Source organism: Microbacterium sp. zg-Y818, assembly GCF_030246905.1.
GTDB lineage: Bacteria > Actinomycetota > Actinomycetes > Actinomycetales > Microbacteriaceae > Microbacterium.
This window is the reverse complement of sequence record NZ_CP126741.1, coordinates 2914733-2940076: the sequence shown is the minus strand read 5'-3', so window position 1 is coordinate 2940076 and position 25344 is coordinate 2914733. Positions and strand designations below refer to the sequence as shown.

25 protein-coding genes are annotated in these 25344 nt (G+C 72.6%); 16 read left to right on the top strand and 9 right to left on the bottom strand.

Annotated features, from left to right (window positions below; genetic code table 11):
• Window position 1: 1 nt before the first annotated feature.
• Window positions 2–1303, bottom strand: coding sequence for a glutamyl-tRNA reductase (locus tag QNO21_RS13875; protein ID WP_257518431.1), 1302 nt, complete (start codon window positions 1301–1303; stop codon window positions 2–4).
• A 62-nt stretch (window positions 1304–1365) separates the two neighbouring features.
• Between QNO21_RS13875 and hemE the strand changes: the two genes are divergently transcribed.
• The 11 genes from hemE to cofD all read left to right on the top strand — a co-directional run bounded on the left by hemE (window position 1366) and on the right by cofD (window position 11050).
• The gene (gene hemE, locus QNO21_RS13870; RefSeq protein ID WP_257518430.1) at window positions 1366–2394 is read left to right on the top strand and encodes a uroporphyrinogen decarboxylase; all 1029 of its coding nucleotides are present in this window, start codon (window positions 1366–1368) and stop codon (window positions 2392–2394) included.
• Complete coding sequence (locus QNO21_RS13865) at window positions 2391–3896, top strand: protoporphyrinogen/coproporphyrinogen oxidase (protein WP_257518429.1); 1506 nt, start codon at window positions 2391–2393, stop codon at window positions 3894–3896. Before hemE ends, QNO21_RS13865 begins: the two co-directional genes overlap by 4 nt.
• A 98-nt stretch (window positions 3897–3994) precedes the next feature.
• The gene (locus tag QNO21_RS13860; protein WP_257514817.1) at window positions 3995–4381 is read left to right on the top strand and encodes a hypothetical protein; all 387 of its coding nucleotides are present in this window, start codon (window positions 3995–3997) and stop codon (window positions 4379–4381) included.
• Window position 4382: 1 nt separating this feature from the next.
• Window positions 4383–4793, top strand: coding sequence for a phage holin family protein (locus QNO21_RS13855; RefSeq protein WP_257518428.1), 411 nt, complete (start codon window positions 4383–4385; stop codon window positions 4791–4793).
• Window positions 4783–5067: a hypothetical protein gene (locus QNO21_RS13850; protein ID WP_257518427.1), complete on the top strand. Its 285-nt coding sequence runs from the start codon at window positions 4783–4785 to the stop codon at window positions 5065–5067. Before QNO21_RS13855 ends, QNO21_RS13850 begins: the two co-directional genes overlap by 11 nt.
• A gap of 86 nt (window positions 5068–5153) precedes the next feature.
• Window positions 5154–5813 carry a hydrogen peroxide-dependent heme synthase gene (gene hemQ / locus QNO21_RS13845; RefSeq protein ID WP_257518426.1) on the top strand — a complete coding sequence of 220 codons (660 nt, stop codon included), beginning with the start codon at window positions 5154–5156 and terminating at the stop codon, window positions 5811–5813.
• Window positions 5814–5823: 10 nt separating this feature from the next.
• Window positions 5824–6822 carry a hydroxymethylbilane synthase gene (gene hemC / locus QNO21_RS13840; protein WP_257518425.1) on the top strand — a complete coding sequence of 333 codons (999 nt, stop codon included), beginning with the start codon at window positions 5824–5826 and terminating at the stop codon, window positions 6820–6822.
• Entirely contained in the window at window positions 6819–7622 is an 804-nt protein-coding gene (locus QNO21_RS13835; RefSeq protein ID WP_257518424.1) for a uroporphyrinogen-III synthase, read from the top strand. Before hemC ends, QNO21_RS13835 begins: the two co-directional genes overlap by 4 nt.
• Window positions 7619–8602, top strand: coding sequence for a porphobilinogen synthase (gene hemB / locus QNO21_RS13830; protein ID WP_257518423.1), 984 nt, complete (start codon window positions 7619–7621; stop codon window positions 8600–8602). The genes QNO21_RS13835 and hemB overlap by 4 nt, the downstream gene beginning before the upstream one ends.
• Before the next feature lie 70 nt (window positions 8603–8672).
• Window positions 8673–9995, top strand: a complete 1323-nt coding sequence (hemL, locus tag QNO21_RS13825; protein WP_257518422.1) for a glutamate-1-semialdehyde 2,1-aminomutase — start codon at window positions 8673–8675, stop codon at window positions 9993–9995.
• Between the two features lie 74 nt (window positions 9996–10069).
• Window positions 10070–11050 (top strand): 2-phospho-L-lactate transferase, encoded by a 981-nt coding sequence (cofD, locus tag QNO21_RS13820; protein WP_257518421.1) that lies wholly within the window; start codon window positions 10070–10072, stop codon window positions 11048–11050.
• A 40-nt stretch (window positions 11051–11090) separates the two neighbouring features.
• Here the strand turns inward: cofD and QNO21_RS13815 are convergent, their stop codons facing one another.
• Together QNO21_RS13815 and QNO21_RS13810 are read right to left on the bottom strand one after the other, a co-directional pair.
• Window positions 11091–11870 carry an SDR family NAD(P)-dependent oxidoreductase gene (locus QNO21_RS13815; protein WP_257518420.1) on the bottom strand — a complete coding sequence of 260 codons (780 nt, stop codon included), beginning with the start codon at window positions 11868–11870 and terminating at the stop codon, window positions 11091–11093.
• Entirely contained in the window at window positions 11867–12727 is an 861-nt protein-coding gene (locus tag QNO21_RS13810; RefSeq protein WP_257518419.1) for a fumarylacetoacetate hydrolase family protein, read from the bottom strand. Before QNO21_RS13810 ends, QNO21_RS13815 begins: the two co-directional genes overlap by 4 nt.
• A gap of 123 nt (window positions 12728–12850) precedes the next feature.
• Here QNO21_RS13810 and QNO21_RS13805 point away from each other — a divergent pair, with 123 nt between their 5' ends.
• Genes QNO21_RS13805 through QNO21_RS13795 form a run of 3 tightly spaced genes read left to right on the top strand, consistent with a single transcriptional unit; the run spans window position 12851 to window position 15543 of the window.
• Window positions 12851–14146, top strand: a complete 1296-nt coding sequence (locus QNO21_RS13805; protein WP_257514805.1) for an enolase C-terminal domain-like protein — start codon at window positions 12851–12853, stop codon at window positions 14144–14146.
• Window positions 14133–15095 carry an aldo/keto reductase gene (locus tag QNO21_RS13800; RefSeq protein WP_257518418.1) on the top strand — a complete coding sequence of 321 codons (963 nt, stop codon included), beginning with the start codon at window positions 14133–14135 and terminating at the stop codon, window positions 15093–15095. Before QNO21_RS13805 ends, QNO21_RS13800 begins: the two co-directional genes overlap by 14 nt.
• A 28-nt stretch (window positions 15096–15123) precedes the next feature.
• Window positions 15124–15543, top strand: a complete 420-nt coding sequence (locus tag QNO21_RS13795; protein WP_257518417.1) for an RbsD/FucU family protein — start codon at window positions 15124–15126, stop codon at window positions 15541–15543.
• A 34-nt stretch (window positions 15544–15577) separates the two neighbouring features.
• On the opposite strand, the gene cofC is transcribed toward QNO21_RS13795, so the two are convergent.
• From cofC to cofG, 4 genes are read right to left on the bottom strand one after another with little or no spacing between them, the layout of a single operon-like run.
• Complete coding sequence (gene cofC, locus QNO21_RS15405) at window positions 15578–16804, bottom strand: 2-phospho-L-lactate guanylyltransferase (RefSeq protein ID WP_308211307.1); 1227 nt, start codon at window positions 16802–16804, stop codon at window positions 15578–15580.
• Window positions 16801–17835 carry a glucose-6-phosphate dehydrogenase (coenzyme-F420) gene (gene fgd / locus QNO21_RS13780; protein WP_257518416.1) on the bottom strand — a complete coding sequence of 345 codons (1035 nt, stop codon included), beginning with the start codon at window positions 17833–17835 and terminating at the stop codon, window positions 16801–16803. Before fgd ends, cofC begins: the two co-directional genes overlap by 4 nt.
• Complete coding sequence (locus QNO21_RS13775) at window positions 17832–19319, bottom strand: flavin-containing monooxygenase (protein WP_257518415.1); 1488 nt, start codon at window positions 19317–19319, stop codon at window positions 17832–17834. Before QNO21_RS13775 ends, fgd begins: the two co-directional genes overlap by 4 nt.
• The gene (cofG, locus tag QNO21_RS13770; protein ID WP_257518414.1) at window positions 19316–21790 is read right to left on the bottom strand and encodes a 7,8-didemethyl-8-hydroxy-5-deazariboflavin synthase CofG; all 2475 of its coding nucleotides are present in this window, start codon (window positions 21788–21790) and stop codon (window positions 19316–19318) included. Before cofG ends, QNO21_RS13775 begins: the two co-directional genes overlap by 4 nt.
• Window positions 21791–21885: 95 nt before the next feature.
• Between cofG and QNO21_RS13765 the strand changes: the two genes are divergently transcribed.
• Complete coding sequence (locus tag QNO21_RS13765) at window positions 21886–22377, top strand: hypothetical protein (protein WP_257515710.1); 492 nt, start codon at window positions 21886–21888, stop codon at window positions 22375–22377.
• Between the two features lie 23 nt (window positions 22378–22400).
• Here QNO21_RS13765 and QNO21_RS13760 read toward each other — a convergent pair whose 3' ends face one another.
• On the bottom strand, window positions 22401–23228 hold the full coding sequence (locus QNO21_RS13760; RefSeq protein WP_257518413.1) for an ABC-2 transporter permease: 828 nt from the start codon (window positions 23226–23228) through the stop codon (window positions 22401–22403).
• Entirely contained in the window at window positions 23225–24190 is a 966-nt protein-coding gene (locus QNO21_RS13755; protein WP_257518412.1) for an ATP-binding cassette domain-containing protein, read from the bottom strand. Before QNO21_RS13755 ends, QNO21_RS13760 begins: the two co-directional genes overlap by 4 nt.
• A 71-nt stretch (window positions 24191–24261) precedes the next feature.
• On the opposite strand from QNO21_RS13755, the gene QNO21_RS13750 reads away from it, so the two are divergent.
• Window positions 24262–25326: an enoyl-CoA hydratase/isomerase family protein gene (locus tag QNO21_RS13750; protein ID WP_257518411.1), complete on the top strand. Its 1065-nt coding sequence runs from the start codon at window positions 24262–24264 to the stop codon at window positions 25324–25326.
• Window positions 25327–25344 lie beyond the last annotated feature (18 nt).

The following is a 25344-nucleotide window of genomic DNA, read 5'->3' as shown; positions in this document are numbered from 1 at the left end:
GTCAGCCTGCGGATGCCACGTCGACAGGGGCGACGAGCGGCGCCGGCTCGTCGGCCTCGAGCCCGAACAGCGCCGACACAGCGGCGAACACGTCATCGGCGCGACCCTGCTCGGCGAGCTCGTGAGCGCGCACCGTGGGGGTGTGCATCAGCACGCCGGCGAGGTGGCGCAGCGCCTGCTCGGTGGCGCCGTCGTCGCCGCGGCTGCGGGCACGGGCGATCTCGGTCTCGAGCACCGACGCGACGTGGGCGCGCAGCGCCACGACGGCGGGGGCGACGCTGCGGCGCTCGCCGGTGGCGACGAAGCGCGCGGCGGCGTCGGCGACGAGGCGGCGGGCGTCGTCGGTGGCCTGCAGCTCTTCGAGCGGGGCGTGCAGGCGGATGGTCTCGAGGTCGAGCAGGTCGGTACCGGGGACCTCGGCGACGTCGTGGTCGACGTTGCGCGGCAGCCCGAGGTCGATGACCAGGCGCCGGGCCGGGACCGAGGCGGCGTCGACGGCCGCGGCACCCTCGGCGAACGTCGCCGCCGACAGCACCGGGTGCTCGGAGCTGGTGCAGGTGATGACGAGGTCCGCCGTGGCCACCGCGGCGGCGAACGATGCCGCGGGCACCGGCCGCAGCGCGTGGCGGGCAGCGAAGGCGGCTTCGCGCCCGGAGGGCGAGGCGACCGAGATGTCGGCGGCACCGCGGTCGCGCAGGGCGGCGACGGTGGCAGCGGCGTAGGACCCGGTGCCGACCATCACGACCCGCAGGGCGGCCCAGTCGGTGACGCGGCTGCCGGCGAGCTCCAGCGACAGGCGCACCAGCGAGCGGCCGGCGCGGCCGATCGCCGTGGCGTTCTTGATGCCCCGCTGGGTCTCGCTGGCGCGCTGGAAGAGGCGCTCGAGCTCGGTCGATGTGGTGCGCTGCTCACGCGCTTCGCGGAGGGCGCGGCGCACCTGGCCGGCGATCTCGCCCTCGCCGACGACGACCGACTCCAGCCCGGATGCCACTGCGAAGAGGTGCCGGGCGACATCGTCGCCGACGACGACCTCGTACGATCCCTCGAGCTCGGCGGGGGACACGCCCATGGCGGACTCGATGGCCAGCAGGGTCGCCTCGACGGCCACGGCACCGGCGGCGGTCACCGGCTCGTCCATCTCGACGTACGCCTCGAAGCGGTTGCACGTCGCGACCACGACGGCGCCCTGCACGCACTCGTCGTGCGCGGCGATGATCGGGGCGACGCGGTCGGTGTGCACACTGAGACGCTCGAGCAATTCGAACGAGGCGGTCTTATGACTCGCGGTGACACACAGCAGCACCATTGAAGGCTACCTGGCCCTCGCCTGGGAAGGGGCACGACGGCGGGTGCGAGGATGGATCAATGGCCACCGCCCCCCTCTTGCGTGCGTTGCACGGCGACCGCCCGGAACGCCCTCCCGTCTGGTTCATGCGTCAAGCCGGACGCTCCCTCCCCGAGTACCGCGATCTGCGGGTGGGTACCCGCATGCTCGACGCGTGCCTCGACCCCGCGCTCGCGGCGGAGATCACGCTGCAGCCGGTGCGCCGGCACCGCGTGGATGCCGCGGTCTTCTTCAGTGACATCGTGGTGCCGCTGCTGCTGGCGGGCATCGACGTGGAGATCCAGCCCGGCCGGGGTCCCGTCTTCGCCGAGCCGGTGCGCACCGCCGCCGACGTCGCTCGCGTGACGGCGATCGAGCCGGCCGCGGTGGTCGCGGCATCCGGTCCCATCGCCGAGGCCATCGGCATCGTCACCGCCGAGCTGGGCGAGGTGCCCGTGATCGGCTTCGCCGGCGCGCCCTTCACCCTCGCCGCCTACCTCGTCGAGGGCGGCCCGTCGAAGGAGCACCTGCGCGCGCGCGGCATGATGCACGCCGATCCCGAGGCCTGGCACCGCCTGGCAGGGTGGCTCGCCGAGGTCTCGCGGGCCTTCCTGGGCGTGCAGACGGATGCCGGAGCGTCGGCAGTGCAGCTGTTCGACTCGTGGGCGGGGTCGCTGTCGGCGGCTGACTACCGCGAGTTCGTCGCGCCGCACTCCCTCGCCGCACTCGAGGGGGTCACCGTGCCCCGCATCCACTTCGGCGTCGGCACCGCCCACCTGCTTCCGGACATGCTCCTGGGCGGGCGAGCCGACGCGGTGGGCGTTGACTGGCGGACGCCGCTGGACGAGGCCGCACGCATCGTCGGGCCCGACGTCACGCTGCAGGGGAACATCGATCCCGCGCTGCTGGCGGCGCCCTGGCCGGTGCTGTCGGCGCACGTCCGCGACGTCATCGCCCGCGGCGGCGCCGCCCGTGCGCACATCCTCAACCTCGGGCACGGCGTGCCGCCCGAGGCCGATCCCACGGTGCTGACCCGCATCGTCGCCCTCGCCCACGGGGAGGACGCATGAGCGACGCCGTAGACCTCGTCGCGCAGGCGCGCGACACCCGCATCATCGTGGTCGGCGGCGGTGTCGCGGGCCTGGTCGCGGCGCTCGAATGCGCGAAAGTCGGCATGCAGGTGACGGTGCTCGAAGCGTCGGACCGCCTCGGCGGCGTCGTCCGCTCCGCCGACGTCGACGGGGTGACCGTCGACGTCGGCGCCGAGAGCTTCGCCACGCGCGGGGGCACGGTCGCGGCGCTGGTGACCGAACTGGGGCTGCAGCACGCCGTGGTCGCGCCGGGCGCGGCCGGCGCCTGGGTGGCCGGCCTTCCGGGCGGGGCCGCGGCGCCGCTGCCCGCCGGCGGGATCCTCGGGATCCCCGCCAACCCGTTCTCGGACGACGTTCGGCGCGTCATCGGCTGGCGCGGCGCGTGGCGGGCCTACCTCGATCGCCTGCGCCCCCCACTGACGATCGGCCACGAGCGCAGCCTCGGCGCCCTCGTGCGCCGCCGCATGGGCACGGCCGTGCTCGAGCGGCTCGTTGCCCCCGTGACCACCGGCGTGTACTCCGCACGCCCCGACGACATCGACGTCGACCTCGCCGCCCCGGGCCTCAACAACGCCCTCACCCGCACCGGTTCGCTGTCGGGCGCCGTCGCGCAGCTGCGTGGCGGCCGCGCCGTCGTGCCCGGCCAGGCGGTGCAGGGACTCGCCGGCGGCATGACCCGCCTCGTGGATGCGCTCGTCGAGCGGCTGACCGAACTGGGCGTGGAGCTGCGCGTCGGCACGGCGGCCAGGGAGATCGTCCGCGAGGGCGACGGGTGGGCCGTCGTGGTCGACGCCGCGCCGGCTGTCGCCGACACCTCCACCGAAGCGCCGGCCGGCGACGGCTCGACCCCCGCACCGGTCGACAGGATCCCCGCGCACACCGTGATCGTCGCCACCCCCGAAGCGCAGGCGCGCCATCTGCTCGCCCCGGTGTCCAGCCTCGACCCGGGGAGCGTGACGGCGCCGGTGGTCGAGATCGTGACGCTCGTCGTCGATGCGCCGGAACTGGATGCCGCGCCCCGCGGCACCGGCGTGCTCACCGTCCCCGGCTCCCACACCGCCAAGGCGCTGACGCACGCCACGGCGAAGTGGCAGTGGCTGCGTGAGGCGACGCCGCATCACATCCTGCGCGTGTCGTTCGGCGCTCAGGGCGAGGCTCCCGCGACGGAAGCCCTCGACGACGACGCGGCCGCGGCCCTTGCCCTGTCCGAGGCCGCCGCGCTGCTGGGTGTGCCGCTGCAGCCATCGCAGCTGCGCGCTTCGCACCGCGAGCGCTACGTGCAGTCGCAGCCGGCCGCCGTGATCGGTCGCGCGTCGGTGGCCGCCGCCGGACGCGAGGCCGTGCACGCCGTGCCGGGCCTCGCGGTCGTCGGCGCCTGGCTGTCGGGCACGGGGCTGGCGCAGGTCGTTCCCGACGCGATCGCCGAAGCGGAGCGCGTGCGGCGCGAAGCGCTCTGGGGCGGCGCGGCCGGCGTCGACTAACCCAGGACGCTGCGGCGCGCAACCCCGGATACCCGGGGCGGCATACAGGGCTAATGTGGGGGCACACGAAGCACTCCCAACGAGCGTGAGGAGACCCCATGAGGGGCAAGATTGGACTCGTCGTCGGACTCGCTGCGGGCTACGTACTGGGCACGCGGGCCGGTCGCGAACGCTATGAGCAGATCAAGGAAAAGGCCTCGAAGGTCTGGGATCTCGACCCGGTGCAGGAGCAGGTCGGCAAGGTCAAGGAGCTCGGCAAGACGGCCGCGATGGCCTTTCCGACCGCTGTCTGGGACAGCGCCGTCAAGGTGACCAAGGCCGCGACGAAGCGCGGCGACTCCGCCGGTGAGCGCCTCGACGCCGCGATCGACGCCGGCAGGGACTCGGTCGACGAGGTCGCCGAGGGCGCCGAGACGACCGCAGCGCAGGTCAAGCAGGCCGCGCACGAGGCGCTGGACGACGTCAAGAAGGCCGCGGACAGCTGACATGACCACACCTCGCGGATTCCGCGATCGCAGCGACGACAGCCTGCTGACGCTGATCGGCGAGCTGCCTGAGCTCGTGCGCAACCTCGTCATGGCCGAGTTCAACGCGGCGAAGACGTGGGCGAAGAAGACGGGCAAGGATGCCGGCATCGGCGGCCTCTGGGTCGTCGCGGCGCTGTTCGTGCTGTTCTGGTCGATACCGGTGCTGGGCGCGTTCATCATCATCGGACTGTCTTCCTGGTGGCCGGCATGGCTGTCGGCGCTCGTGGTCTTCATCGTGATGATCGTGATCACCGCCGTGCTGGTGCTGCTCGGCATCCTGCGATTCCGCAAGCTCTCGCGCCGGGACAACCCCGGCCAGGCGATCTCCACCGACGCCAAGATCGTGAAGGACGCTGTCAATGACTATTGACCGACCCACGCCCGTCCCGGTGCCCCGCACCGCCGTGCCGCTGGGCATCGCCGACCCGGTGGAGCAGGCGAGGGCCGAGCTGAAGGCGGCCCTCTCGGCGATCGAGGAGAAGGCGAACGTCTCGAAGCGGGTGGGCGAGGCGACGGACCGCCGCGTCGCCGAGGCCCGTGCCTTCGCCCGTCGCAACCCCAACGCCGCCATCGCGGCGACGGCCGGAGTGGCCATCGCCGTCGGCCTGACGGTGTGGGGAATCGTGCGCCTGATCGCGCGCTGAACCGACCATTCGCATAAACCGCCACCGCCGGCGCCCACCAGCGCCGGCGGTTTGGCGTGCGGCCGAGCGGAAGAGAGACTTGAGGCATGTCCGACACCGCTTACACCCTCTGGTCCGTGCTGCGCCGCGACCCCTCGCGCCCCGTCACCGACACCGATCCCGCCGAGCTGGAGCGCGTCGTGGCCGATCTGGCCGACGCCGGCACCACCGTGCGCGGGTTCTATGACGTCAGCGGTCTGCGCGCCGACGCGGACGTGATGATCTGGATGCACGGGCCCACTGCCGAGGGCCTGCAGCGGGACCTCAGGGCGCTGCGGCGCACCGCCCTGCTCGCACCGCTGCTGCCCACGTGGAGCGCCATGGGCGTGCACCGCGACGCCGAGTTCAACCGCGCCCACGTGCCGGGCTTCCTCCGCGGCATCGCTGCCAAGCAGTGGCTCACCGTCTACCCGTTCGTGCGCAGCTACGAGTGGTACCTGCTGCCCGACGAGGAGCGTCGCGCCATGCTCGCCGACCACGGCCGCAAGGGCGCGGCGTTCACCGGCGTGGTCGCCAACACGGTGGCATCCTTCGCCCTGGGCGACTGGGAGTGGCTGCTGCCCATGGAGGCCGACGAGCTGACGGACCTCGTCGACATGATGCGGGAGCTTCGCTACACCGAGGCGCGCCGTCACGTGCGCGAGGAGGTGCCGTTCTTCACCGGCCGCCTCGTCACCCCGGCCGACCTCGCCGAGGTGCTGCGATGAGGATGCCGCGATGACGCGCCCGTTCCGCCTCGGCACCCGCCGCAGCGCCTTGGCCATGGCGCAGTCGCAGCAGGTCGCCGATGCCCTCGCGGCGGCTGCCGGCCGACCGGTCGAGCTCGTGCCGATCGTCTCCGAGGGCGACGTGTCGCGTGCTTCGCTGTCGCAGATCGGCGGCACGGGGGTCTTCGCGACCCGGCTGCGTGAAGCGCTCGTCGCGGGGGAGTGCGACCTGCTGGTCCATTCGCTGAAGGACCTGCCGACCACCCAGCCCGACGGGCTCGTCATCGCCGCGATCCCGCAGCGCGAAGACGCCCGGGACGTCGTGGTCACCCGCGACGGCACGCCACTGCACCTGATGGCCGCCGGCGCGCGCGTGGGCACCGGTTCACCGCGCCGCCGCGCGCAGGTGGTGCGGCGCAACCCCCGCGTCGAGCTGCACGACCTGCGCGGCAACGTCGACTCCCGCCTGCAGCGGGTGCGTGACGGACAGCTGGATGCCGTCATCCTCGCCGCCGCCGGTCTGTCGCGGATCGGTCTGGACCTCGGCGACCTGCACCTCGAGCCCTTGGGGCTCGCGGCGTGGCCGACCGCACCGGGCCAAGGTGCCCTCGCGATCGAGACGCTGGCCGACGGCCCCGACGACCTGCGGGCAGCCGTCGCCCTCCTCGACCACCTCGACACGCGCCTGGCCGTGACGGCCGAACGCACGGTGCTGTCGGTGCTCGAGGCCGGATGCCACGCCCCCTTGGGTGTGCACGCCGAGCTCTCAGGTGACGACCTGCGCATCGATGCGAACGTGTACGCGCTGGACGGAAGTCGCCGAATCGGCCTGGACAGCGCCGCCGCCTTCCCGCGGGAGTATGGTAGGACGACAGGCAGCGGCGATGGTGCGGATGCTGCCGAGGACGCGACCCCGATCGCGTACGCCGTACGCGCCGGGTCCGACGTTGCTCGTCGCCTGCTCGACAGAGGGGCAGCCGAACTGGTACCACGAGAGTCGACCCCATGAACACAACCCCCTGGCCACCGCCGCACGCCAAGCCGCTCACCGGCTGGCGTGTGCTCGTGCCGCGCGGGGGACCCTGGGGGGATGGCGTCGCGGCCACCCTTCGTTCGCAGGGCGCGACTCCCGTCATCGCACCGCTCATCAACTTCGCGCCGTCCACCGATGAGGCGACGCTCGAGAAGGCGCTGGCCGATCTGGCCGCGGGCGTCTTCGACTGGCTGACCGTCACGAGCGCGACCACGGTCGACGTGCTCTATGCCTATCGCGCGCGGATCCCGGTCAACACCAAGGTCGCCGCGGTCGGCGAGACCACCGCTGCCGCCCTGAGCGCCGTCGGGTACAAGGTCGACCTCGTGCCGGAGGTCGACAACTCCGCCGCAGGGATGGCCGATCAGCTGATCGCCCTCGAGAGCGAGCCCCGCGACATCCTGACCCTGCGCAGCGAGATCGCGAAGCCCGTGCTGACCGAACGGCTCAGCGAGGGCGGCCACCGGGTGCGCAGCGTCGTGGCCTACCGCACCGTCGGCGTACCCGTGACGGAGAAGATCGCGCAGGACGTCGCGAGCGGCCGCATCAACGCCATCCTCGTCACCAGCGGCTCGGTGGCGCAGCAAGTGCGGGAGCAGTTTCCCGCGATCCCGCCGGCGACCGTGCTCGCCGCGATCGGACCGCGTACCGCCGAGGACGCCCGCCTTCTGGGCCTTCCCGTCGACACAGTGGCCGCCGAGCAGACCGTGGCGGCCCTCATCGGTGCGGTGGCGGAACTGGCGTTGCCGCACTCAGCCGACGAGACGGTGCCGTGAGCTTTCCCGACCACCGCCCGCGTCGGCTGCGCCAGTCGCCGGCGGTCCGCCGCCTTGTGCGCGAGACGCACGTCGTCCCCGCCCAGCTCGTCCTCCCCGCGTTCATCCGGGAGGGGCTGGCCGAACCCGTCGCCATCGGCTCGATGCCGGGCGTCATGCAGCACTCGCTCGACTCGCTGCGGCGTGCCGCGACCGAGGCCGCAGCAGCCGGGGTCGGCGGAATCATGCTCTTCGGCGTGCCGACCGTGCGCGACGCCGTCGGTTCCGGTGCCGATGACCCCCGCGGCGTACTGAACGTCGCCACCGAGGCCCTGGTCGCCGAAGTCGGCGATGCGCTGGTCGTGCAGACCGACCTGTGCCTGGACGAATTCACCGACCACGGCCACTGCGGCGTGCTGCGCGCCGACGGGGTCGTCGACAACGACGCGACCCTCGAGCGGTATGCCGCCATGGCTCTCGCCCAGGCGCGGGCCGGCTCGCAGCTGCTGGGCCTGTCGGGGATGATGGACGGCCAGGTCGCCCACATCCGCGCGGCGCTCGAGGCCGAGGGCTTCACCGACACCCTGATCCTGGCGTACGCCGCCAAGTACGCCGGCGCCTTCTACGGGCCCTTCCGCGAGGCGGTGGACTCGCAGCTGCAGGGCGACCGCCGCACGTACCAGCTCGACCCCGGCAACGGCCGCGAGGGTGTGCGCGAAGCCGTCACCGACGTCGATGAGGGTGCCGACATCGTCATGGTCAAACCCGCCCTGCCCTACCTCGACGTGCTGGCCGCCGTGCGCGCCGCCGTCGACGTGCCGGTGTGGGCGTACCAGGTGTCGGGCGAGTACGCGATGGTCGAGGCCGCCGCCGCGAACGGGTGGATCGACCGCCGCGGAGCGATCACCGAGTCGCTCACGGCCATCCGCCGCGCCGGGGCGGACACCATCTTGACCTATTGGGCCGTCGAGGCCGCCGGCTGGCTGCGCGACGGTCTGTGAGGGCCGCGCAGGCGGCGGCCGGCCGCGACGGCGACGCTGAGCCGACGGTGGCGCTGAGAGAGAGTGACGCATGACTGACCGCAACGACGAACTGTTCGCACACGCGCGCGAGGTGATCCCCGGGGGCGTGAACTCCCCGGTGCGCGCCTACGGCTCGGTCGGTGGAACGCCGCGCTTCGTGTCGTCGGCGCGCGGTGCGTACATCACCGACGCCGCCGGCCGTGAGTACGTCGACCTCGTCGCGTCGTGGGGGCCTGCCCTCCTCGGCCACGCGCATCCCGAGGTCGTCGAGGCCGTGCAGCAGGCGGCATCCCGCGGCCTGTCCTTCGGGGCGCCCACCGGCGCCGAGGTGGAGCTGGCGGACATGATCGCCGCTCGGGTGTCTTCCGGCGAGCGTCGTCCCGTCGAGCGCGTCCGGCTGGTGTCGACCGGCACCGAGGCGACGATGACCGCGATCCGGCTGGCCCGGGGCTACACCGGGCGGGACCTGCTGATCAAGTTCGCCGGGCACTATCACGGGCACTCCGACGGGCTGCTCGCCGCGGCCGGCTCCGGGGTCGCCACCCTCGCCCTGCCCGGTTCGGCGGGGGTGCCGGCGCCCATCGCGGCGCAGACGCTCGTGCTGCCGTACAACGACGTGGCCGCCGTCGAAGAGGCCTTCACCGTGCACGGCGACCGCATCGCCGCGATCATCGTCGAGGCGGCCGCCGCGAACATGGGGGTCGTCCCGCCGCTGCCGGGGTTCAACGCGGCGCTCGCCGACATCGCGCATCGAAACGGTGCGCTGCTCATCCTCGACGAGGTGCTCACGGGGTTCCGCGTGCACCCGGCCGGGTACTGGGGTCTGCAGCAGGATGCCGGCGAGCAGTACACCCCCGACCTCTTCACCTTCGGCAAGGTCGTCGGAGGTGGCATGCCGCTGGCGGCGCTCGGCGGCCGCGCCGACGTGATGGAGATGCTCGCGCCCGTCGGGCCGGTGTACCAGGCGGGCACGCTCTCGGGCAATCCGCTCTCGGTCGCCGCGGGCATCGCGACGCTGCGCCTGGCGACCCCCGAGGTGTACGCGCGGGTGGATGCCGCGGCATCGGTCGTGGCCGACGCCCTCAACGCCGCGCTGACGGCCGAAGGCGTGGTGCACGCCGTGCCGCGGGCCGGGTCGCTCTTCGGCCTGGCGATGCTGCCCGAGGCGCCGCGCTCGTACGCAGAAGCGCTCGAGCAGCAGGCGGCGCGGTACACCCCGTTCTTCCACGCGATGCTCGACGCCGGGGTGTCTCTGCCCCCCAGTGTCTACGAGGCCTGGTTCCTCACCGCCGCGCACGACGACGCCGCGCTCGCGCGGATCGTCGATACGCTTCCCGGTGCGGCGCGCGCCGCGGCCGGCGCGGCGGCGTAGGGCCTGCTCCGGGGTCCAGCCGGTTGGCCCATGCCTGGCGGCTTGCGGCAACGGCCCGCCCATAGGGTGGAGCGGTGACATCCTCTCCTCGCGTCGTCGTGCTCGCCGGTGGAGTCGGCGGCTCGAAGTTCACCCTCGGCGTCCGTGAGGCGCTCGCCCGCCGCGGCGCCCCCGAGGCGACGGTCGTCGTCAACACCGGCGACGACCTGTGGCTCTCGGGTGTGCGGCTGCAACCCGACGTCGACTCGATCCTCTACGCGCTCGCCGGGGTCAACGACACCGAGCGGGGATGGGGCCGCGCCGGCGACACCGAGCGAGTCAACCGCGAACTGCAGCAGTGGGATGCCGGGTGGCCATGGTTCACCCTCGGCGACCTCGACCTCGGCACCCACCTCGCGCGCACCGGGTGGCTGCGCGAAGGGCTCACCCCGACACAGGTCGTCGAGCGGCTCTCGCGCCGGTGGCCGCTCGGCGTGCGGATGCTGCCGATGACCGACACCGAGGTCGACACCCACGTTCGAGTGTCCGGCGGCGACGCGATGCACTTCCAGGAGTGGTGGACGCGCCACCGTGCGCAGCTCGCCCCGCTCGGCTTCGACAACCCCGGCATCCGATCGGCGCGTCCCGCGCCCGGCGTCGTCCAGGCGATCGCGGATGCCGACGTCGTGCTGCTCGCACCGTCGAACCCCGTCGTGTCGATCGGCCCGATCCTCGCCGTGCCCGGGATCCGCGAAGCGCTGGCGGACACGGCCGCCCGGGTGGTCGGGGTGTCGCCGATCATCGGCGGGTCCGTCGTGCGGGGGATGGCCGATGTCTGCCTCACGGCGATCGGCGTGGCGACGTCCGCCGCTGCGGTGGCGGGGCTCTACGGCGCCCGCCGCGACGGCGGCGTGCTGGATGCCTGGCTGATCGCACAGGAGGACGCTCCCCTCGCCGCCGAGGTCGATGCGCAGGGCGTGCGCGCGGTCGTCACCCCGCTGTGGATGCGCGATGTCGCGGCATCCGCTGCGATGGCCGACGCCGCGCTGGCCGCGGCCGAGGCCACCGCTCGCTGAGCAGCAACGGATGCCGACGGCGGGATCAACGCGATTGCGTCTATTCCGCGCGCAGGCGCAGGCGCGCCATGCCTCCGTCGACTTCGAGGGCCGTGCCGGTCGTCGAACCGGCTGCGGGCGACACGAGGTATGCCACGGCTGCGGCGACCTCCTCCGGGCTGACCAGCCTGCCATGCGGCTGCCGCGCCTCGAGGGCCGCGCGTTCGGCCTGCGGGTCGGCCGCCTGTCCGAGTAGCCGCTCGACCCAGGGCGTGTCGGCCGTGCCCGGGTTGACGGCGTTGACGCGAATGCCTTCGCGCAGGTGATCGGCGGCCATTGCGCGGGTGAGCGCCGAGACGGCGCCCTTCGAAGCCGAGTACAGCGCGCGCTGCGGAAGCCCCGCGGTCGAGGCTATGGAAGCCGTGTTGCAGACCGCTGCAGCGGGCGATCGGCGCAGCCACGGCAGGGCCGCCGACATCACGCGAGCGATGCCCGTGACGTTGACAGAGAGGACGCGCGCCCATTCATCATCGTCGTTCGCGGTGATGTCCCCGACGGCTCCGATGCCGGCATTGTTCACGACGATGTCGATGCGCCCGAACCGTTCGGCGACGGCGGCGACGGCGCGGTCCACGCTCGCGCGGTCGGAGACGTCGGCGCTGAAGGCGGCGAAGCGCTCGTCGGCCCCGGACGGGTCGCGATCGAGGATGGCGATCCGCGCTCCGTTGGCATGCAGGCGGGCCGCGATGGCCGCGCCGATTCCAGAGGCTCCGCCGGTGACGATCGCGACGAGCCCGTCGAGGGCCGGTGCGGCGTTCGAGTGCGGGCTTGCCTGCGTCATCGCTGCCCCTCCCATGCCACGAAGGACTGGCGCTGATGTCCGAGTCCGTCGATCTCGATGTCGACGATATCGCCGTCGGTGAGATAGGGGTACTTGCCCGATAGGGCCACACCCTGCGGCGTGCCGGTGAGGATGAGGTCGCCGGGTTCGAGCGTCATGTACTGGGACAGGTGGTGCACGATGGTCGGCACGTCGAAGATCATGTCCGACGTGTTCGAGTCCTGGCGGGGCTCGCCGTTGACGAAGCTGCGCAGGCCGAGGTGGGACGGGTCGACCTCGTCGGCGGTGACCAGCCAGGGGCCGGTCGGATTGAATCCAGCGGCGATCTTGCCTTTCGACCATTGCCCGCCCGAGACCTCGAGCTGGAAAGACCGCTCCGACACGTCGTTGGCGGCGACATAGCCGGCGACGTGGGCCGCGGCCTCGGCGGGCGAGTCGAGGTAAGCGGCGCGGGCGCCGATGACGATGCCGAGCTCGACCTCCCAGTCGGTCTTCTCGCTGCCGCGGGGGATCGTCACGGGGTCGTTCGGGCCGACGACCGTGTTCGGCGTCTTCAGGAAGATGATCGGGATCTCCGGGGGCTGTGCGCCTGACTCGGCGGCGTGGGCCGCATAGTTCATGCCGATGCAGACCACGGCGCTCGGTCGGGCGATCGGTGCGCCGATGCGCAACTCGCGGGCGTTCTCGAGTTCGGGGAGCTCGCCTGCTGCCCGTGCCTTCGCCACGCGCTCACGGAAGTTGCTCGACAGGAATTCTCCGTTGACATCGGATGTCAGAGGGCGCAGGTCGAGGTATCGGTCTGCGTCCACCAGGACAGGTATTTCGGCACCCGGGGCGCCGAGCCGCGCGAACTTCATGGTTCTCCTACCTCGTCGGGGAGCCGCGACCAGGCGGCACGTCTGATTGACAGTATAGACATCGGATGTTTACACTCCAAGGGTCTGTGCAGGATTTTCGCGCTGCACCAGGAGAGGAATGCAGTGAGCCGCATCGTCGCACTCGAGACCACCGACATCCGATTCCCGACGTCGCTGCGCCTGGACGGCTCCGACGCGATGAACCCCGATCCGGACTACTCGGCGGCGTATGTCGTGATCCGCACGGATGCGCACGACGGCATCGCCGGTCACTCGTTCGTGTTCACCATCGGCCGCGGCAACGACGTGCAGGTCGCGGCGATCGACGCGCTCGCCGGTCACCTGGTAGGCCGCGAAGTCGAACCGCTGCTGGACGACATGGGCGGCACCTTTCGCGCGATCATCGGCGACTCGCAGCTGCGCTGGCTGGGCCCGGAGAAGGGCGTGATGCACATGGCCATCGGCGCGGTGACGAACGCGCTGTGGGACATCAAAGCCAAGCGGGCAGGTCTCCCGCTGTGGCGGCTGCTCTCGCGCATGACCCCGGAGGAGCTCGTCGACCTCGTCGACTTCCGCTACCTCACCAATGCCCTCACGCGTGACGAGGCCCTCGAGATCCTCCGTGCGGGCGTCGCGGGGCGCGAGCAGCGGGAGGCCGAGCTGCTGGCGACCGGATACCCGGCGTATACGACCAGCCCCGGCTGGCTCGGCTACTCCGATGAGAAGCTCGAGCGGCTGGCCCTGGAAGCGATCGCCGACGGCTTCACCCAGATCAAGCTCAAGGTCGGCGCCGACCTGGACGACGACATCCGACGCTTCCGCAAGGCACGCGAGGTCGTCGGTCCCGACTTCCCGATCGCGATCGACGCGAACCAGCGCTGGGAGGTGTCCGAGGCGATCGCGTGGGTCAGCGCCCTGGCCGAGTTCGATCCGGCATGGGTCGAAGAGCCCACCAGCCCGGACGACATCCTGGGCCACGCCGAGATCGCGCGTGGCATCGCTCCGATCCGCGTTGCGACGGGGGAGCACGCGCAGAACCGCATCATCTTCAAGCAGCTGTTGCAGGCCAGGGCGATCGGGGTCATGCAGATCGATGCCGTCCGCGTCGCCGGTGTCAACGAGAACATCGCCAATCTGCTGCTGGCGGCGAAGTTCGGCATTCCGGTCTGCCCGCACGCCGGTGGCGTCGGCCTGTGCGAGGCTGTGCAGCACCTGTCGATGTTCGACTTCGTCGCCGTGACGGGGACACGCGAGGGGCGGCTGATCGAATACGTCGATCACCTGCACGAGCACTTCGAGGTTCCGGTCGATATCCAGGGCGGTTCCTACCGGGCGCCCTCCGCACCGGGGACCGGCATGGAGATGAAGGCCGACAGCGTGCGGAAGTATGCATGGACGGGTGAGCATGTCACGGACTGAGAGCGTCATCCCGGCGGTCGGCTACGGCGCCGCGAACGTCGGCAATCTCTTCCGCGCGCTCAGCGACGATGATGCGTTGGCGGTTCTGGACGCGGCGTGGGAGAGCGGAGTCCGCTACTACGACACCGCCCCCCACTACGGCCTCGGGCTTTCCGAGCGTCGCCTCGGAGCGTTCCTGCAGACGAAGCCCCGCGATGAGTTCTTCGTCTCGACCAAGGTCGGTCGGCTGTTGCGTCCGAACCCCGCCTTCGACGGGGGGCTGGACACCGATCACGACTTCTTCGTGCCGAACGACCTGCGGCGCGAGTGGGACTTCTCCGAGGCCGGCATCCGCGCCTCGCTCGCCGAATCGCAGGACCGGCTCGGCCTCGACCGGATCGACCTCGTCTACCTGCACGACCCGGAGCGCCACGACCTCGACCTCGCGCTGACCTCAGCGTTCCCCGTGCTGGAACGGCTGCGCGCCGAGGGTGCGGTGGATGCCATCGGCATCGGAGCGATGACCAGTCACGCGCTGGCCCGCGCTGTTCGCGGGGCGGATCTCGACACGATCATGATCGCCGGTCGCTACACGCTGCTGGTGCAGCCCGCCGCCGAAGACGTGCTGCCTGCCTGTCGTGAGCGGGGGACGGGAGTGGTCGCGGCCTCCGTCTTCAACTCGGGGCTGCTCGCACGGGCAGAGCCGACGCGCGACGGCCGATACGAATACGGCGGCGTCCCCGACGAGGTCTGGGATCGGCTGCAGCGCATCGTCGCCGTGTGCCGTGCGCACGACGTGCCGTTGCCCGCCGCCGCGATCCAGTTCCCGCTGCGCGATGCCGCGGTGGAATCGGTGGTGCTGGGCAGCTCGAGGCCCGCGCAGGTGCGTGAGAACGTGCAGCTGGCGACGCTGGAGATCCCGGAGGGCTTCTGGGCGGAGCTGGCCCACGAGGCGCTCATCACCGCGTGACGCCCGGCACCCCGATCGAGGAGGACACATGCTCGAAGGAATCAACCCCCTGCTGACGGGCGAGATGCTGCTGCATCTCGATCGGATGGGCCACTCGGATGCCGTCGTGATCGCCGACGCGCACTTTCCGGCGTGGGCCCTGGGCGGGCGGGTCATCGACCTGCCCGGCACGACCACCCCCGAGGTGCTGGCGGCGATCCGCACCGTCATCCCCCTCGATGACGCGCCGGGCCTCGACCTCATGGAGTCCGCAGACGGCGAGGTGCTCGATGTGCAGCACGAACTGATGGCCGCGGCCGGGACCACGGTGGAGACGACGCGGTTCGTGGAGCGCTTCGCCTACTACGACGTCGCCCGGCCGGCGTATCTCATGGTGCGCACGGGGGAGACGCGCAAATACGGCAACGCGCTGCTGCGCAAGGGCGTCGTCGGGCACCGGTCCGCGTAACGCGGCGCCGGAGCGCCGCGCGCCCCTGCGGCCGCTACAGCTCCATGCGCATGACAGTGATGCCGGTGAGGGCGGACTCGGCGCCATCCCGGTGCATGCCGATCTTCGTCGCCACCCGCGTCGACGCGGCGTTGTGCGGGTGGATGAGTGCCCGCAGCTCGCCGAAGCCCAGCGAGCGCGCCAGATCCCGGGCCGCCGCGGCGGCCTCACTGGCGTAGCCGCGCCGCTGGAAGCGCGGCGCCACGTGATACCCCACCTCCAGCACCCGCCGCGTGCCCATCCGCTGCCAGGTGAGGCCGCAGTCGCCGACGAACGCGCCGTCGTGGTCTTCGACGATCCACAGGCCGAAGCCCTCGTCGCGGTAGCGGCTCTGGTTGCGCTCGATCCACGCGGCCGCCTGCTCGCGGGTGAACGGGGCGGGGTAGTAGCGCATCACCGCGGGATCGCCCAGCAGGGCGGCCATCTCGTCGAGGTCGTGCTGGGCCATCTCACGCAGCCGCAGCCTCGCGGTGGTGAGCACCGCGTCGGCTCCACGGCGGGCCGCGTGTAGCAGTGCCGAGGTGCGCGGTCCCACCCCGACGTCTTCGGCCGTGCGCAGCTGCTGCAGGGTGTCCACGTCGCGGCGCAGGCCGGATGCCGCGGGCGCGGTCACCGCCACGGCGCCGAGCTTGCGGTGCCGGCCGAATGAGCCCGTGCCGAACGCCGACCGCCACGCCAGTCCGCCCGAGGCCGTGACCAGGGTCGATCCGGTCCCTTCTGCATCCCCCACCACCGCGCGGCGGTGACGGGCGGCGGAGCGCAGCGCGCTCGCGAGCTCGTCGGGCCGCAGCGCGGGCAGGTCGCCCAGGAGTGCGGCACGGGCGCGGCCGGAGAACCCCGCGACCCCCATCGCCACGGCGGCGTCGAGCCCTTCGCCCGGGTCTCCCACGATCTCCACGGGGGCGCCGTCGGGGTCGCCGGCCACGGTGGCCGCGGCATCCGGGTCGCTGCTGACCACGATCACCCGCGCGACGCCCGGGGTGCGGGCGACCGCGGCGAGGGTGTCGCGGGCGATGGCGCGGGCCAGCGCCTCGCGATCGATCCCCGGCACGGCGAGTCGCGACTTGCCGGCCTCGGCCGGCTTCACCGGCACGATCACGATCCAGTCGGCGTCGACGGCGTCGGCGTCGGCGTCGCCGTGGCCCTCGCCGTTCGAGGCGCCGGGGCGCACGGCTCCCGTCGCCCCCGGCCCGTCGCCCACCGGCGTGTCGACCGGAGTCACTGACCGAACCGCGCCCGCAGGCGCGGCAGGATCTCGGTGCCGTAGGTGCGCAGGAATGTCTCCTGGTCGTGGCCCGGGTCGTGGAACACCAGGTGGCGGAACCCGAGGTCGACGTACCGGGCGATCTGCTCGACGTGCTCGTCCGGATCGGTGGAGACGATGAACCGCGACGCCGCGCGCTCGATCGGCAGTTCGTCGGCCCGCCGCTGCATCTCGATGGGGTCGTGGATGCCGGTCTTCTCCTCCGGCGACAGCGCGAGCGGCGCCCAGAAGCGGGTCTTCTCCAGCGCCTCTTCGCGGGTCGGGGCGAACGAGACCTTCACCTCGATGAGCGTGTCGACGTCGGCGTCGGTGCGGCCGGCCTTCTCGAGACCCTCCTCGAGAGCGGGGAGCAGCTTGTCGGTGTACAGCGCCGGATCCTTGCCGCTCGTGGTGATCCAGCCGTCGGCGATGCGACCGGCGAGGCGGGTCGCCGCCGGTCCCGACGCGCCGATGTAGATCGGCACCGGCTGGTCGGGACGGTCGTAGACGGTGGCATCCTTCACACTCCAGAAGTTGCCCTCGAACGTCACCCGGTCGTTCGTCCACAGCTCGCGGATGAGCGTGATGGCCTCTTTCATGCGCTGGAAGCGCTCGGGCGGGTCGGGCCAGTCCAGTCCGAGCGTGACCTCGTTCAACGCCTCGCCCGTGCCGACCCCGAGGATCATGCGCCCCGGGAACATCACCCCGAGTGTGGCGAACGCCTGCGCGACGACGGCCGGGTGGTAGCGGAACGTGGGCGTCAGCACCGAGGTCCCCAGCAGCACCCGCGAGGTGCGAGCGCCCACCGCGCCGAGCCACGGCAGGGCAGCGGGGGCGTGGCCGCCCTCGTGCATCCACGGCTGGAAGTGGTCGGAGATGAACACCGAGTCGAACCCGACCTCCTCGGCCAGCACCGCGAAGTCGGCGAGCTGGGAGGGGTCGAACTGCTCGGCCGACGCCTTGTAGCCCAGGCGGATGCCGTCGGCTCCCTGAGCCTGTCCCTGCGTCATGACGTTCTCCTCTCGTCCCCGCCGGTGCGGGCGGGGGTGGTCGTGAATTCGGATCCGTCTGCCCGCGCCAGCCGCGCGCGGAACGCGTCGACGGTGCCGGGCCACAGCAGGGTCAGCCTGCCACGGTCGACGTACCAGTTGTCGCATCCGCCGGTCAGCCACGGCGTAGTGCGGGCGGCCCGCGCGATCTCGGCGGTGTAGTCGGCCTCGGCATCCGGGTGCACGCGCAGCACGCCGCGCGGCGCGGCGGCGCGACGCGCGAGGGCGCGCACGGCGTACGCGGCCTGCTCTTCGAGCATGAGCACGGCGGAGTTGTGCCCGAGCGAGGCGTTCGGCCCGTCGAGCACGAAGAGGTTCGGGAAGCCTGCGACCACCGTCGACGCGAACGACGTCATGCCCGCGGACCAGTGCTCCGCCAGGCTCTGCCCGTGCTCGCCGGTGACGAGGTCGGCGTAGGGCTGGCGCTGCGAGACGAACCCGGTGGCGAGCACGAGGGCGTCGACGCGGTGGCGGGCGCCGGATGCCGCCACCAGCTCGCCGCCCTCGACGGCCGCCAGGGCCGAGGGCTCGAGGGTGACTGCGGGGGAGGCGACCGCGGGGTAGAACTCGTCCGAGAGCAGCACCCGCTTGCATCCGAACGCGTAGCCGGGGGTGAGGGCTGCGCGCAGCGCGGGGTCGGGCACCTGCGCCGCGAGGTGTGTGAGCGCGACCTCACGCGCGGCAGCGGATGCCGCGGCGTCGCCCGACCGCGATGCGTACCGGGCCTCGCCCTCGACGTACAGGGCGGCGCGGAGCGCGGCGAGCTCCTCGGGATGCGCGGCGAAGCGTGCGCGTTCGGCGTCGTCGTACCGGCGCTCGCCGCGCGGCACGATCCAGGCCGGCGTCCGCTGGAACAGCGTCACGTGCCCGGCGATGTCGGCCAGCCGCGGCACCAGCTGCACCGCGCTCGCGCCGGTGCCGACGACCGCCACGTGCGCGCCCGCGAGGTCGGCGCGGTGATCCCACCGCGCGGAGTGGAAGATGGGCCCGGCGAACTGCTCGAGCCCGGGGATCTCTGGGATCGACGGCTCGGTGAGCCGACCGCAGGCCAGCACCAGTGCGTCGGCGGTGAGCGCGCCGGATCCGGTGTCGAGGATCCAGCGGGCCGAGTCGGCATCCCACCGCGCCGACAGCAGGGGGGTGCGCAGGCGCAGGCGGTCGCCCAGGTCTTCGGCCTCGGCGACCTGCTCGAGGTACCCGTGGATCTCGGTGCCGGTGGCGTAGAGCCCCGACCAGTCCGGGTTCGGGTGGGTGGCGAAGCCGTAGAGGTGCGAGGGCACGTCGCAGGCGACGCCGGGGTAGGTGTTGTCGCGCCACGTGCCCCCGACGGATGCCGCGCGCTCCAGGATCACGAACGATTCGCGGCCCGCGCGGCGCAGCGCAATCGCCATGCCGAGTCCGGCGAAGCCCGCGCCGACGACGGCGACCTCGACGTGCTCGGTCACGGGGTGCTCGCCGGTGCGGGCGGGGCGGCGGTGGCGGGCGTCGGGGTGCCGTAGTCGGTGGTCCGCAGACGGAAGGGCCGCATCAGCCGCGCGGCGATGCGTGCGGCGTCGGATGCCGCCAGCTCCTGCCCGTGCTCGATGCCGGTGTCCGGGCGCACGCGCCCGTCGAGCAGCGTCCCGCCCAGGTCGTCGGCGCCCGCCCGCAGCAGCACGGCGGCGGCATCCCGGCCGAGGCGCGGCCACGGCACCTGGATGTGCGGGATCGAGCCGTTGAGGGCCAGTCGCGCGACCGCGACCATGGCCCGGTGCTCGTCGATGGCCGCGCGCCCGGGCACGAGCGGCACGCCGCCGGCTGGGGCGGGCAGCGGGATCGGCACGAACTCGGTGAAGCCGCCTCCGGCGCGGGCGGCCGTCGCGGCATCCTGCAGGCGGCGGAGGAGACGCAGGTGCGCGACGCGCTCTGCGACCGTCTCGACGTGCCCGTAGAACAGCACGCTCGTCGAGCGGAAGCCGTGGCGATGGGCGGCGGAGATGCCCTCGATCCAGCGGTCGACCTCGAGGTCGGTGGGGAAGAGGGCGGCGCGCACCCGCTCGGCGGCGACCTTCACACCGGTGCCGGGCACCGTGTCGACGCCGGCGTCGCGCATCGCCGCGAGGGCGCCGTCCAGGCCCAGACCCCCGCGGTCGGCGAGGTCCCATACGTCCTGCGGGCGGTAGGCGTGCAGGTGGATGCCGGGGGCCGCGGCCTTCACCGCGCGGGCGATGGCCAGGTAGCCGGCCGGGTCCTCGGTCGCCGGCAGCAGGCCCTGGACGCACAGTTCGGTCGCGCCGAGATCGGCCGCGTCGGCGGCGATCGCTGCGACGTCGGCGAGGTCGAACTCGTCGGGCGCGGCCGCGCCGCGCGAGCGGAAGCCGCTGGAGGTCAGGTTGCGGTTGACCACCAAGCTCACCGCCTCGCCCACCGTGTAGCGCCGCACGTCGTCGGCGGTCGCGACGACGGACTCGAGGTCGGTGCCGGTGGCCAGCAGCAGCCGGGCCCAGTCGTCGTCGCCGAGGCTCAGCGGGTCGTCGGCCGCTTCTTCGGCGAGGCGGGCGATGGTGGCTCCGGCGCCTCGGCGTGCAGAACGTCGCCGATCCGCCTCGGGCGACCCCGAAACCGGGCCGTCGGCCGCGCCCTCGCGGGGATCGCCGACGCTGTGCACGCCGGCCTCCGCCGAGCCGCCGGCCGCGCCCGCCGCGCTCGCAACCGCCGCAAGCCCCGACACCGGGTCGGCCAGCGCCGCGACCGGCGCGTGCATCGCCGGGTCGAGCCACCCGTCCGCGGGCCGGATGTACTCCGGGTGGGCGGTGAGCCGCTCACGCAGTTCGAAGCCGAGGTCGGCGGTGCGGCGCGCCAGGTCGTCCAGGTGCGGCCAGGGTCGCTCGGGGTTGACGTGGTCGGCGGTCACGGGCGACACCCCGCCCCAGTCGTCCGCGCCCGCCCGCACCAGCAGAGCGAACTCCGTCGGATCCGACAGGTTCGGCGGCACCTGCACCCGCATGCGCGGTCCCAGCACGAGACGCGCAACGGCGACGGCCGCGACATACTCCCGCAGGTCCGCGTCCGGTGCGGACTGCGCCGCCGTCTGCGGCTTGGCGCGGAAGTTCTGCACGATCACCTCCTGCACGTGCCCGTGGCGCTCGTGCGCGTCGCGGATGGCCACGAGCGACTCCGCCCGGTCCCGCAGCGTCTCGCCGATGCCGACGAGGATGCCGGTGGTGAACGGCACCCGCGCCCGGCCGGCGTCGTCGATGACCCGCAGCCGCACGGCGGGATCCTTGTCGGGCGAGCCGAAGTGCACCTGCCCGGGCTCGGTGTACAGGCGGGTCGAGGTGGTCTCGAGCATCATGCCCATCGAGGGGGCGGTCGGCCGCAGCGCCAGGATCTCCTCGTAGCCCATCACCCCGGGGTTCAGATGCACGAGCATGCCGGTCTCGGCCGTGATGAGCCGGGCCATCGCGCCGACGTAATCCAGCGTCGAGGTATAGCCGTGGTCGTCGAGCCAGGCGCGCGCGGCGGGCCAACGGTCCTCGGGGCGGTCGCCGAGGGTCAGCAGCGCTTCTTTGCATCCGTGCGCCTGCCCCTGCCGCACCACCGACAGCACCTGCGCATCGGTCATGTACAACGGCTTGTGTCGAGCGGCCAGCTGGCCCGGCGTGTCGACGAACACGCAGTAGTGGCAGCGGTCGCGGCACAGGGTCGTCAGCGGAACGAAGACCTTGCGGGAGTAGGTGATGACCCCAGGGCGACCGGATGCCGCCAGGCCCTCGTCTCGCAGTCGCGCCGCGAGGTCGAGCAGCCGGTCGAACGCCTCACCCGACGCCTGCAGCAGCACCTCGGCGTCGACGGCGTCGAGCAGGGCGCCGGAAGCCGCCCTGCCGAGGGTGTCATGGACTGTCGCCGCCGGGGAAGCGGGCTGCGCAAGGGTCACCGCCCCAGTCTTGCACCGCCTACGCGCGCGAGGCCCGGCAGATCGTTGCCGTCCCGTAAGCAAACCCTGACCGTGACGCTGGCAGACTGGAGCACATGGTGACGTTGCTCCTGGACTCGACCCGCCTCGAAGTGGTGCTGTCGGGGACCGAGCGCGCCCTCGCATTCCGCAAGGGGAATGTGATCGTCGAACGCGACACGATCGCCAAGGTGCAGCTGATCGACGATCCGTGGACGTGGTTGCGCGGCATCCAGAGTCCCGGCACGCGGTTTCCCGGGGTCGTCGCCATCGGCACATGGAAGTCGGTCAACGGTGTGGACTTCGTCGTCGTCCGCCGTCACCTGCCCGGCGTCGTCATCGACCTCGAGGGGCACCCGGAGTTCCAGCGGGTGGTGCTCACCACGCGGCACGGCCTCGCGCTGGTGCAGGCGCTGCAGGTGGATGCCGGCGAGCACCCCGCCGACGTCGTGACTCTCGCCACGGCGGCGGTGCCGACACAGCCCGAGGGCAAGCTCGCCGAGGGCGCCCGGACGACGCGTGCGCGCGCGCCGAAGCCGAAGCCCGCGGCCAAGCCCGCCACCGCCTAGCGGGCAGCAGCGTCCGAAGCGCGTCAGGCCACGTCGCGGCGCCAGCTGAAGAGGTATGCCAGCACCAGCAGCACCGCGGCGACGCCGAGCAGCACGAGGCCGCCCGCCCACCACTGGAGCATGTTGCCGCCGCCCGCGCCCATGATCACCTCGGCGTTGTACAGGCTCGCCCCCACGAGGGCGTCGGATGCCGCGCCGGGCAGAAAGCGCACCACGTCGCCGGCGCCCTCGACGAACGGCACCAGCGTGCGGGCGATCGGCTCGACGAACTGGGTGAAGACCAGCACGCCCACGATCGCGACGATCTGGTTGCGCACCAGCGCGCCCACGGCGATGCCGATGAACACCCACAGCACGAAGGCGGCGAGCATGCGCGCGACCATCGCCCACGTGTCGCTTTCGCCGAGTTGGGTGTCGACGCCCTGCACCGACAGCAGCACGGCCGAGGGGACCACCGACGACAGTACGCCGATTACGCCGTACATCAGGCCGAGGGCGACTCCCACGATGAGCTTCGCCGCCAGCACCCTGCCTCGGCGCGGCGTCGCCAGGAACGTGGGCGTGAGTGTCTGGTGGCGGATCTCGGTGGTCACCATGAGCGTGCCGATGAGGAGCGGGAACACGTACCCCATCGCGGTGGCGAGGCTGTAGAGCAGCGGGGGCAGGGTCTCGGCCGGCATCTGCGGGGCGTTCGCTCCACCCAGCTGGCCGGTGGCCGAGGCGGCGAAGAAGAACGCCAGAGCGGCGGCCGTCGACCCGACGTAGACGAGGAGCACGATCGCGAGGATCCACCAGGAGGAGGTGGAGAACTGCTTGGTGTTCTCGGATTTGACCGTGCCGACGAGGCTCATCGCGTGACTCCTTCCGCCGCGGCGTCGACCGGCGGCTCCGCGGCCTCGCCGCCCGCACTGGCGTGCACCCGACGGCCGTCCGCGAGTTCGAGGAACACCTGCTCGAGGGAGGGGCCCTGGCGCTGCAGCAGCGACAGGGCGACGCCGGATGCCGCGGCGATGCGGCCGATCTCGGCGGGGTCCGCCACCGCGACCCGCAGTCCCGCGCGCAGCGGCTCGGCGCCGATGCCGGCGGCGGCAAGGGCTGCCGCAAGTGCGCCGCGATCAGGGGCGTCGACGACGGTGGCGTACTCCCTGGGGTCGACGAGGTCGTCGATCGTGCCCTGGAAGACCAGACGTCCTCGCGCGATCACCAGCAGCGAGTCGACCGTCTGCTGCACTTCGGACAGCAGGTGCGACGAGACGAAGACGGTGCGTCCCTCGCGGGCGAGCGCCTGCAGAAAATCGCGGATCCAGCGGATGCCCTCGGGATCGAGCCCGTTCGTCGGCTCGTCGAGCACGAGTACTCCCGGGTCGCCCAAGAGGGCTGCGGCCAGGCCCAGCCGCTGGCGCATGCCCAGCGAGTAGCCGCCGACCTTGCGCCCGCCGACATCGGCCAGTCCGACGAGCCCCAGCGTCTCGTCCACCCGCGAGACCGGAACGTCCGAGGCTTGGGCGAGGGCGGTCAGGTGGGCGGCGGCGGTGCGGCCGGGGTGGAAGCTCGACGCTTCGAGCGCCGAGCCCACGCTCCGCAGCGGCCGCTGCAGCTGCGCGTACGGAGTGCCGCCGATCGTGGCGGTGCCCTCCGAGGCGCGCACGAGGCCCAGCAGCGTGCGCATCGTCGTGGTCTTGCCCGCGCCGTTGGGGCCGAGAAACCCGGTCACCCGACCGGGTTCGACGCTGGCCGTGAAGCGGTCGACGGCCGTCAGCGCGCCGAAGCGCTTGGTGAGGCCGGAGAACTCGAGCACCTGTCCGTCGGGCATGCGGGCAACCTCTCGTTTCGCCCCAGTCTGACGGGGATGGCCGGTGAATGCGAACCATATAACGTGAGGCTGTGACAGAGACCTCGCCCGAGACCCGCATCCGCGTGCAGCGCCGCCACGGAGTCGGCCATCTCACGCTCGACCGTCCGCGCGCCATCAACGCGCTCGACCTGGGCATGGTCGAGGACCTGCACGCCGCACTGGACGCCTGGCGGGGGGACCCCGACGTGGGGATCGTGCTGCTGGACGGCGCCGGCGATCGGGGGCTGTGCGCCGGCGGAGACGTGCGCGGACTGTACGAGCAGATCGTCGCGGGGCGCCCGGGGGACACGGCCCTGTTCTTCCGCGCCGAGTACGCGCTCAACGCCGCGATCGCCGAGTACCCGAAGCCCGTGGTGGTGCTCGCCGACGGCATCACGATGGGCGGCGGCATCGGCCTCGCCGGCCACGCCGCCGTACGCGTCGTCACGGAGCGATCCCGGCTCGCCATGCCCGAGACCCGCATCGGCTTCACCCCCGACGTCGGCGGCACCTGGCTGCTCGGCCGTGCGCCCGGCAGGCTGGGGGAGTACCTGGGGCTGACCGGCACGACGATGGATGCCGCGGATGCCATCCACGCCGGATTCGCCGATCATCTGGTGCCGTCGGAGCACCTGCCCGAGCTGCACCACGCACTCGAGACCCGGGCCGACCCCCACACCCCCACCGAGCTCGTCCTGCTCTTCGATGCCACGGCAGGGTCGTCCCGCCTGCAGGCGGACCGGGAGTGGATCGACGACGCCTTCGCCGGCGACACCGTGGCCGACATCGTCGCGCGCCTGCGGGCGCGGCCGGAGCCCGCGGCATCCGCCACCGCCGATGAGCTCGAGACGCTGTCGCCGACGGCGCTGACGGTCACCCTCGCCGCCGTCCGCCGCGCGCGCGGCCTGCCGGACCTCCGGGCCGCCCTCGCGCAGGAGTACGGCCTGGTGATGTGGTTCGCACAGACCCAGCCCGACCTCGTGGAGGGGATCCGCGCTCAGCTCGTCGACAAGGACCGCTCGCCCCGGTGGCATCCGGCCGCCCTCGCCGACGTCGACCCGGGAATCGCCGAGGAGGCGCTGGCGTTCGTCCCCGACGTGCCGCTGTGGAGCTGACGCCCGGGTTGCGCCGCT

Excerpts from the sequence above, each read along its gene's own strand:
- hemE (WP_257518430.1), top strand. The coding sequence starts at position 1,366 with ATGGCCACCGCCCCCCTCTTGCGTGCGTTGCACGGCGACCGCCCGGAA.
- QNO21_RS13865 (WP_257518429.1), top strand. The coding sequence starts at position 2,391 with ATGAGCGACGCCGTAGACCTCGTCGCGCAGGCGCGCGACACCCGCATC.
- QNO21_RS13860 (WP_257514817.1), top strand. The coding sequence starts at position 3,995 with ATGAGGGGCAAGATTGGACTCGTCGTCGGACTCGCTGCGGGCTACGTA.
- QNO21_RS13855 (WP_257518428.1), top strand. The coding sequence starts at position 4,383 with ATGACCACACCTCGCGGATTCCGCGATCGCAGCGACGACAGCCTGCTG.
- QNO21_RS13850 (WP_257518427.1), top strand. The coding sequence starts at position 4,783 with ATGACTATTGACCGACCCACGCCCGTCCCGGTGCCCCGCACCGCCGTG.
- hemQ (WP_257518426.1), top strand. The coding sequence starts at position 5,154 with ATGTCCGACACCGCTTACACCCTCTGGTCCGTGCTGCGCCGCGACCCC.
- hemC (WP_257518425.1), top strand. The coding sequence starts at position 5,824 with ATGACGCGCCCGTTCCGCCTCGGCACCCGCCGCAGCGCCTTGGCCATG.
- QNO21_RS13835 (WP_257518424.1), top strand. The coding sequence starts at position 6,819 with ATGAACACAACCCCCTGGCCACCGCCGCACGCCAAGCCGCTCACCGGC.
- hemL (WP_257518422.1), top strand. The coding sequence starts at position 8,673 with ATGACTGACCGCAACGACGAACTGTTCGCACACGCGCGCGAGGTGATC.
- QNO21_RS13815 (WP_257518420.1), bottom strand. The coding sequence starts at position 11,870 with ATGACGCAGGCAAGCCCGCACTCGAACGCCGCACCGGCCCTCGACGGG.
- QNO21_RS13810 (WP_257518419.1), bottom strand. The coding sequence starts at position 12,727 with ATGAAGTTCGCGCGGCTCGGCGCCCCGGGTGCCGAAATACCTGTCCTG.
- QNO21_RS13800 (WP_257518418.1), top strand. The coding sequence starts at position 14,133 with ATGTCACGGACTGAGAGCGTCATCCCGGCGGTCGGCTACGGCGCCGCG.
- QNO21_RS13795 (WP_257518417.1), top strand. The coding sequence starts at position 15,124 with ATGCTCGAAGGAATCAACCCCCTGCTGACGGGCGAGATGCTGCTGCAT.
- fgd (WP_257518416.1), bottom strand. The coding sequence starts at position 17,835 with ATGACGCAGGGACAGGCTCAGGGAGCCGACGGCATCCGCCTGGGCTAC.
- QNO21_RS13765 (WP_257515710.1), top strand. The coding sequence starts at position 21,886 with ATGGTGACGTTGCTCCTGGACTCGACCCGCCTCGAAGTGGTGCTGTCG.
- QNO21_RS13760 (WP_257518413.1), bottom strand. The coding sequence starts at position 23,228 with ATGAGCCTCGTCGGCACGGTCAAATCCGAGAACACCAAGCAGTTCTCC.
- QNO21_RS13755 (WP_257518412.1), bottom strand. The coding sequence starts at position 24,190 with ATGCCCGACGGACAGGTGCTCGAGTTCTCCGGCCTCACCAAGCGCTTC.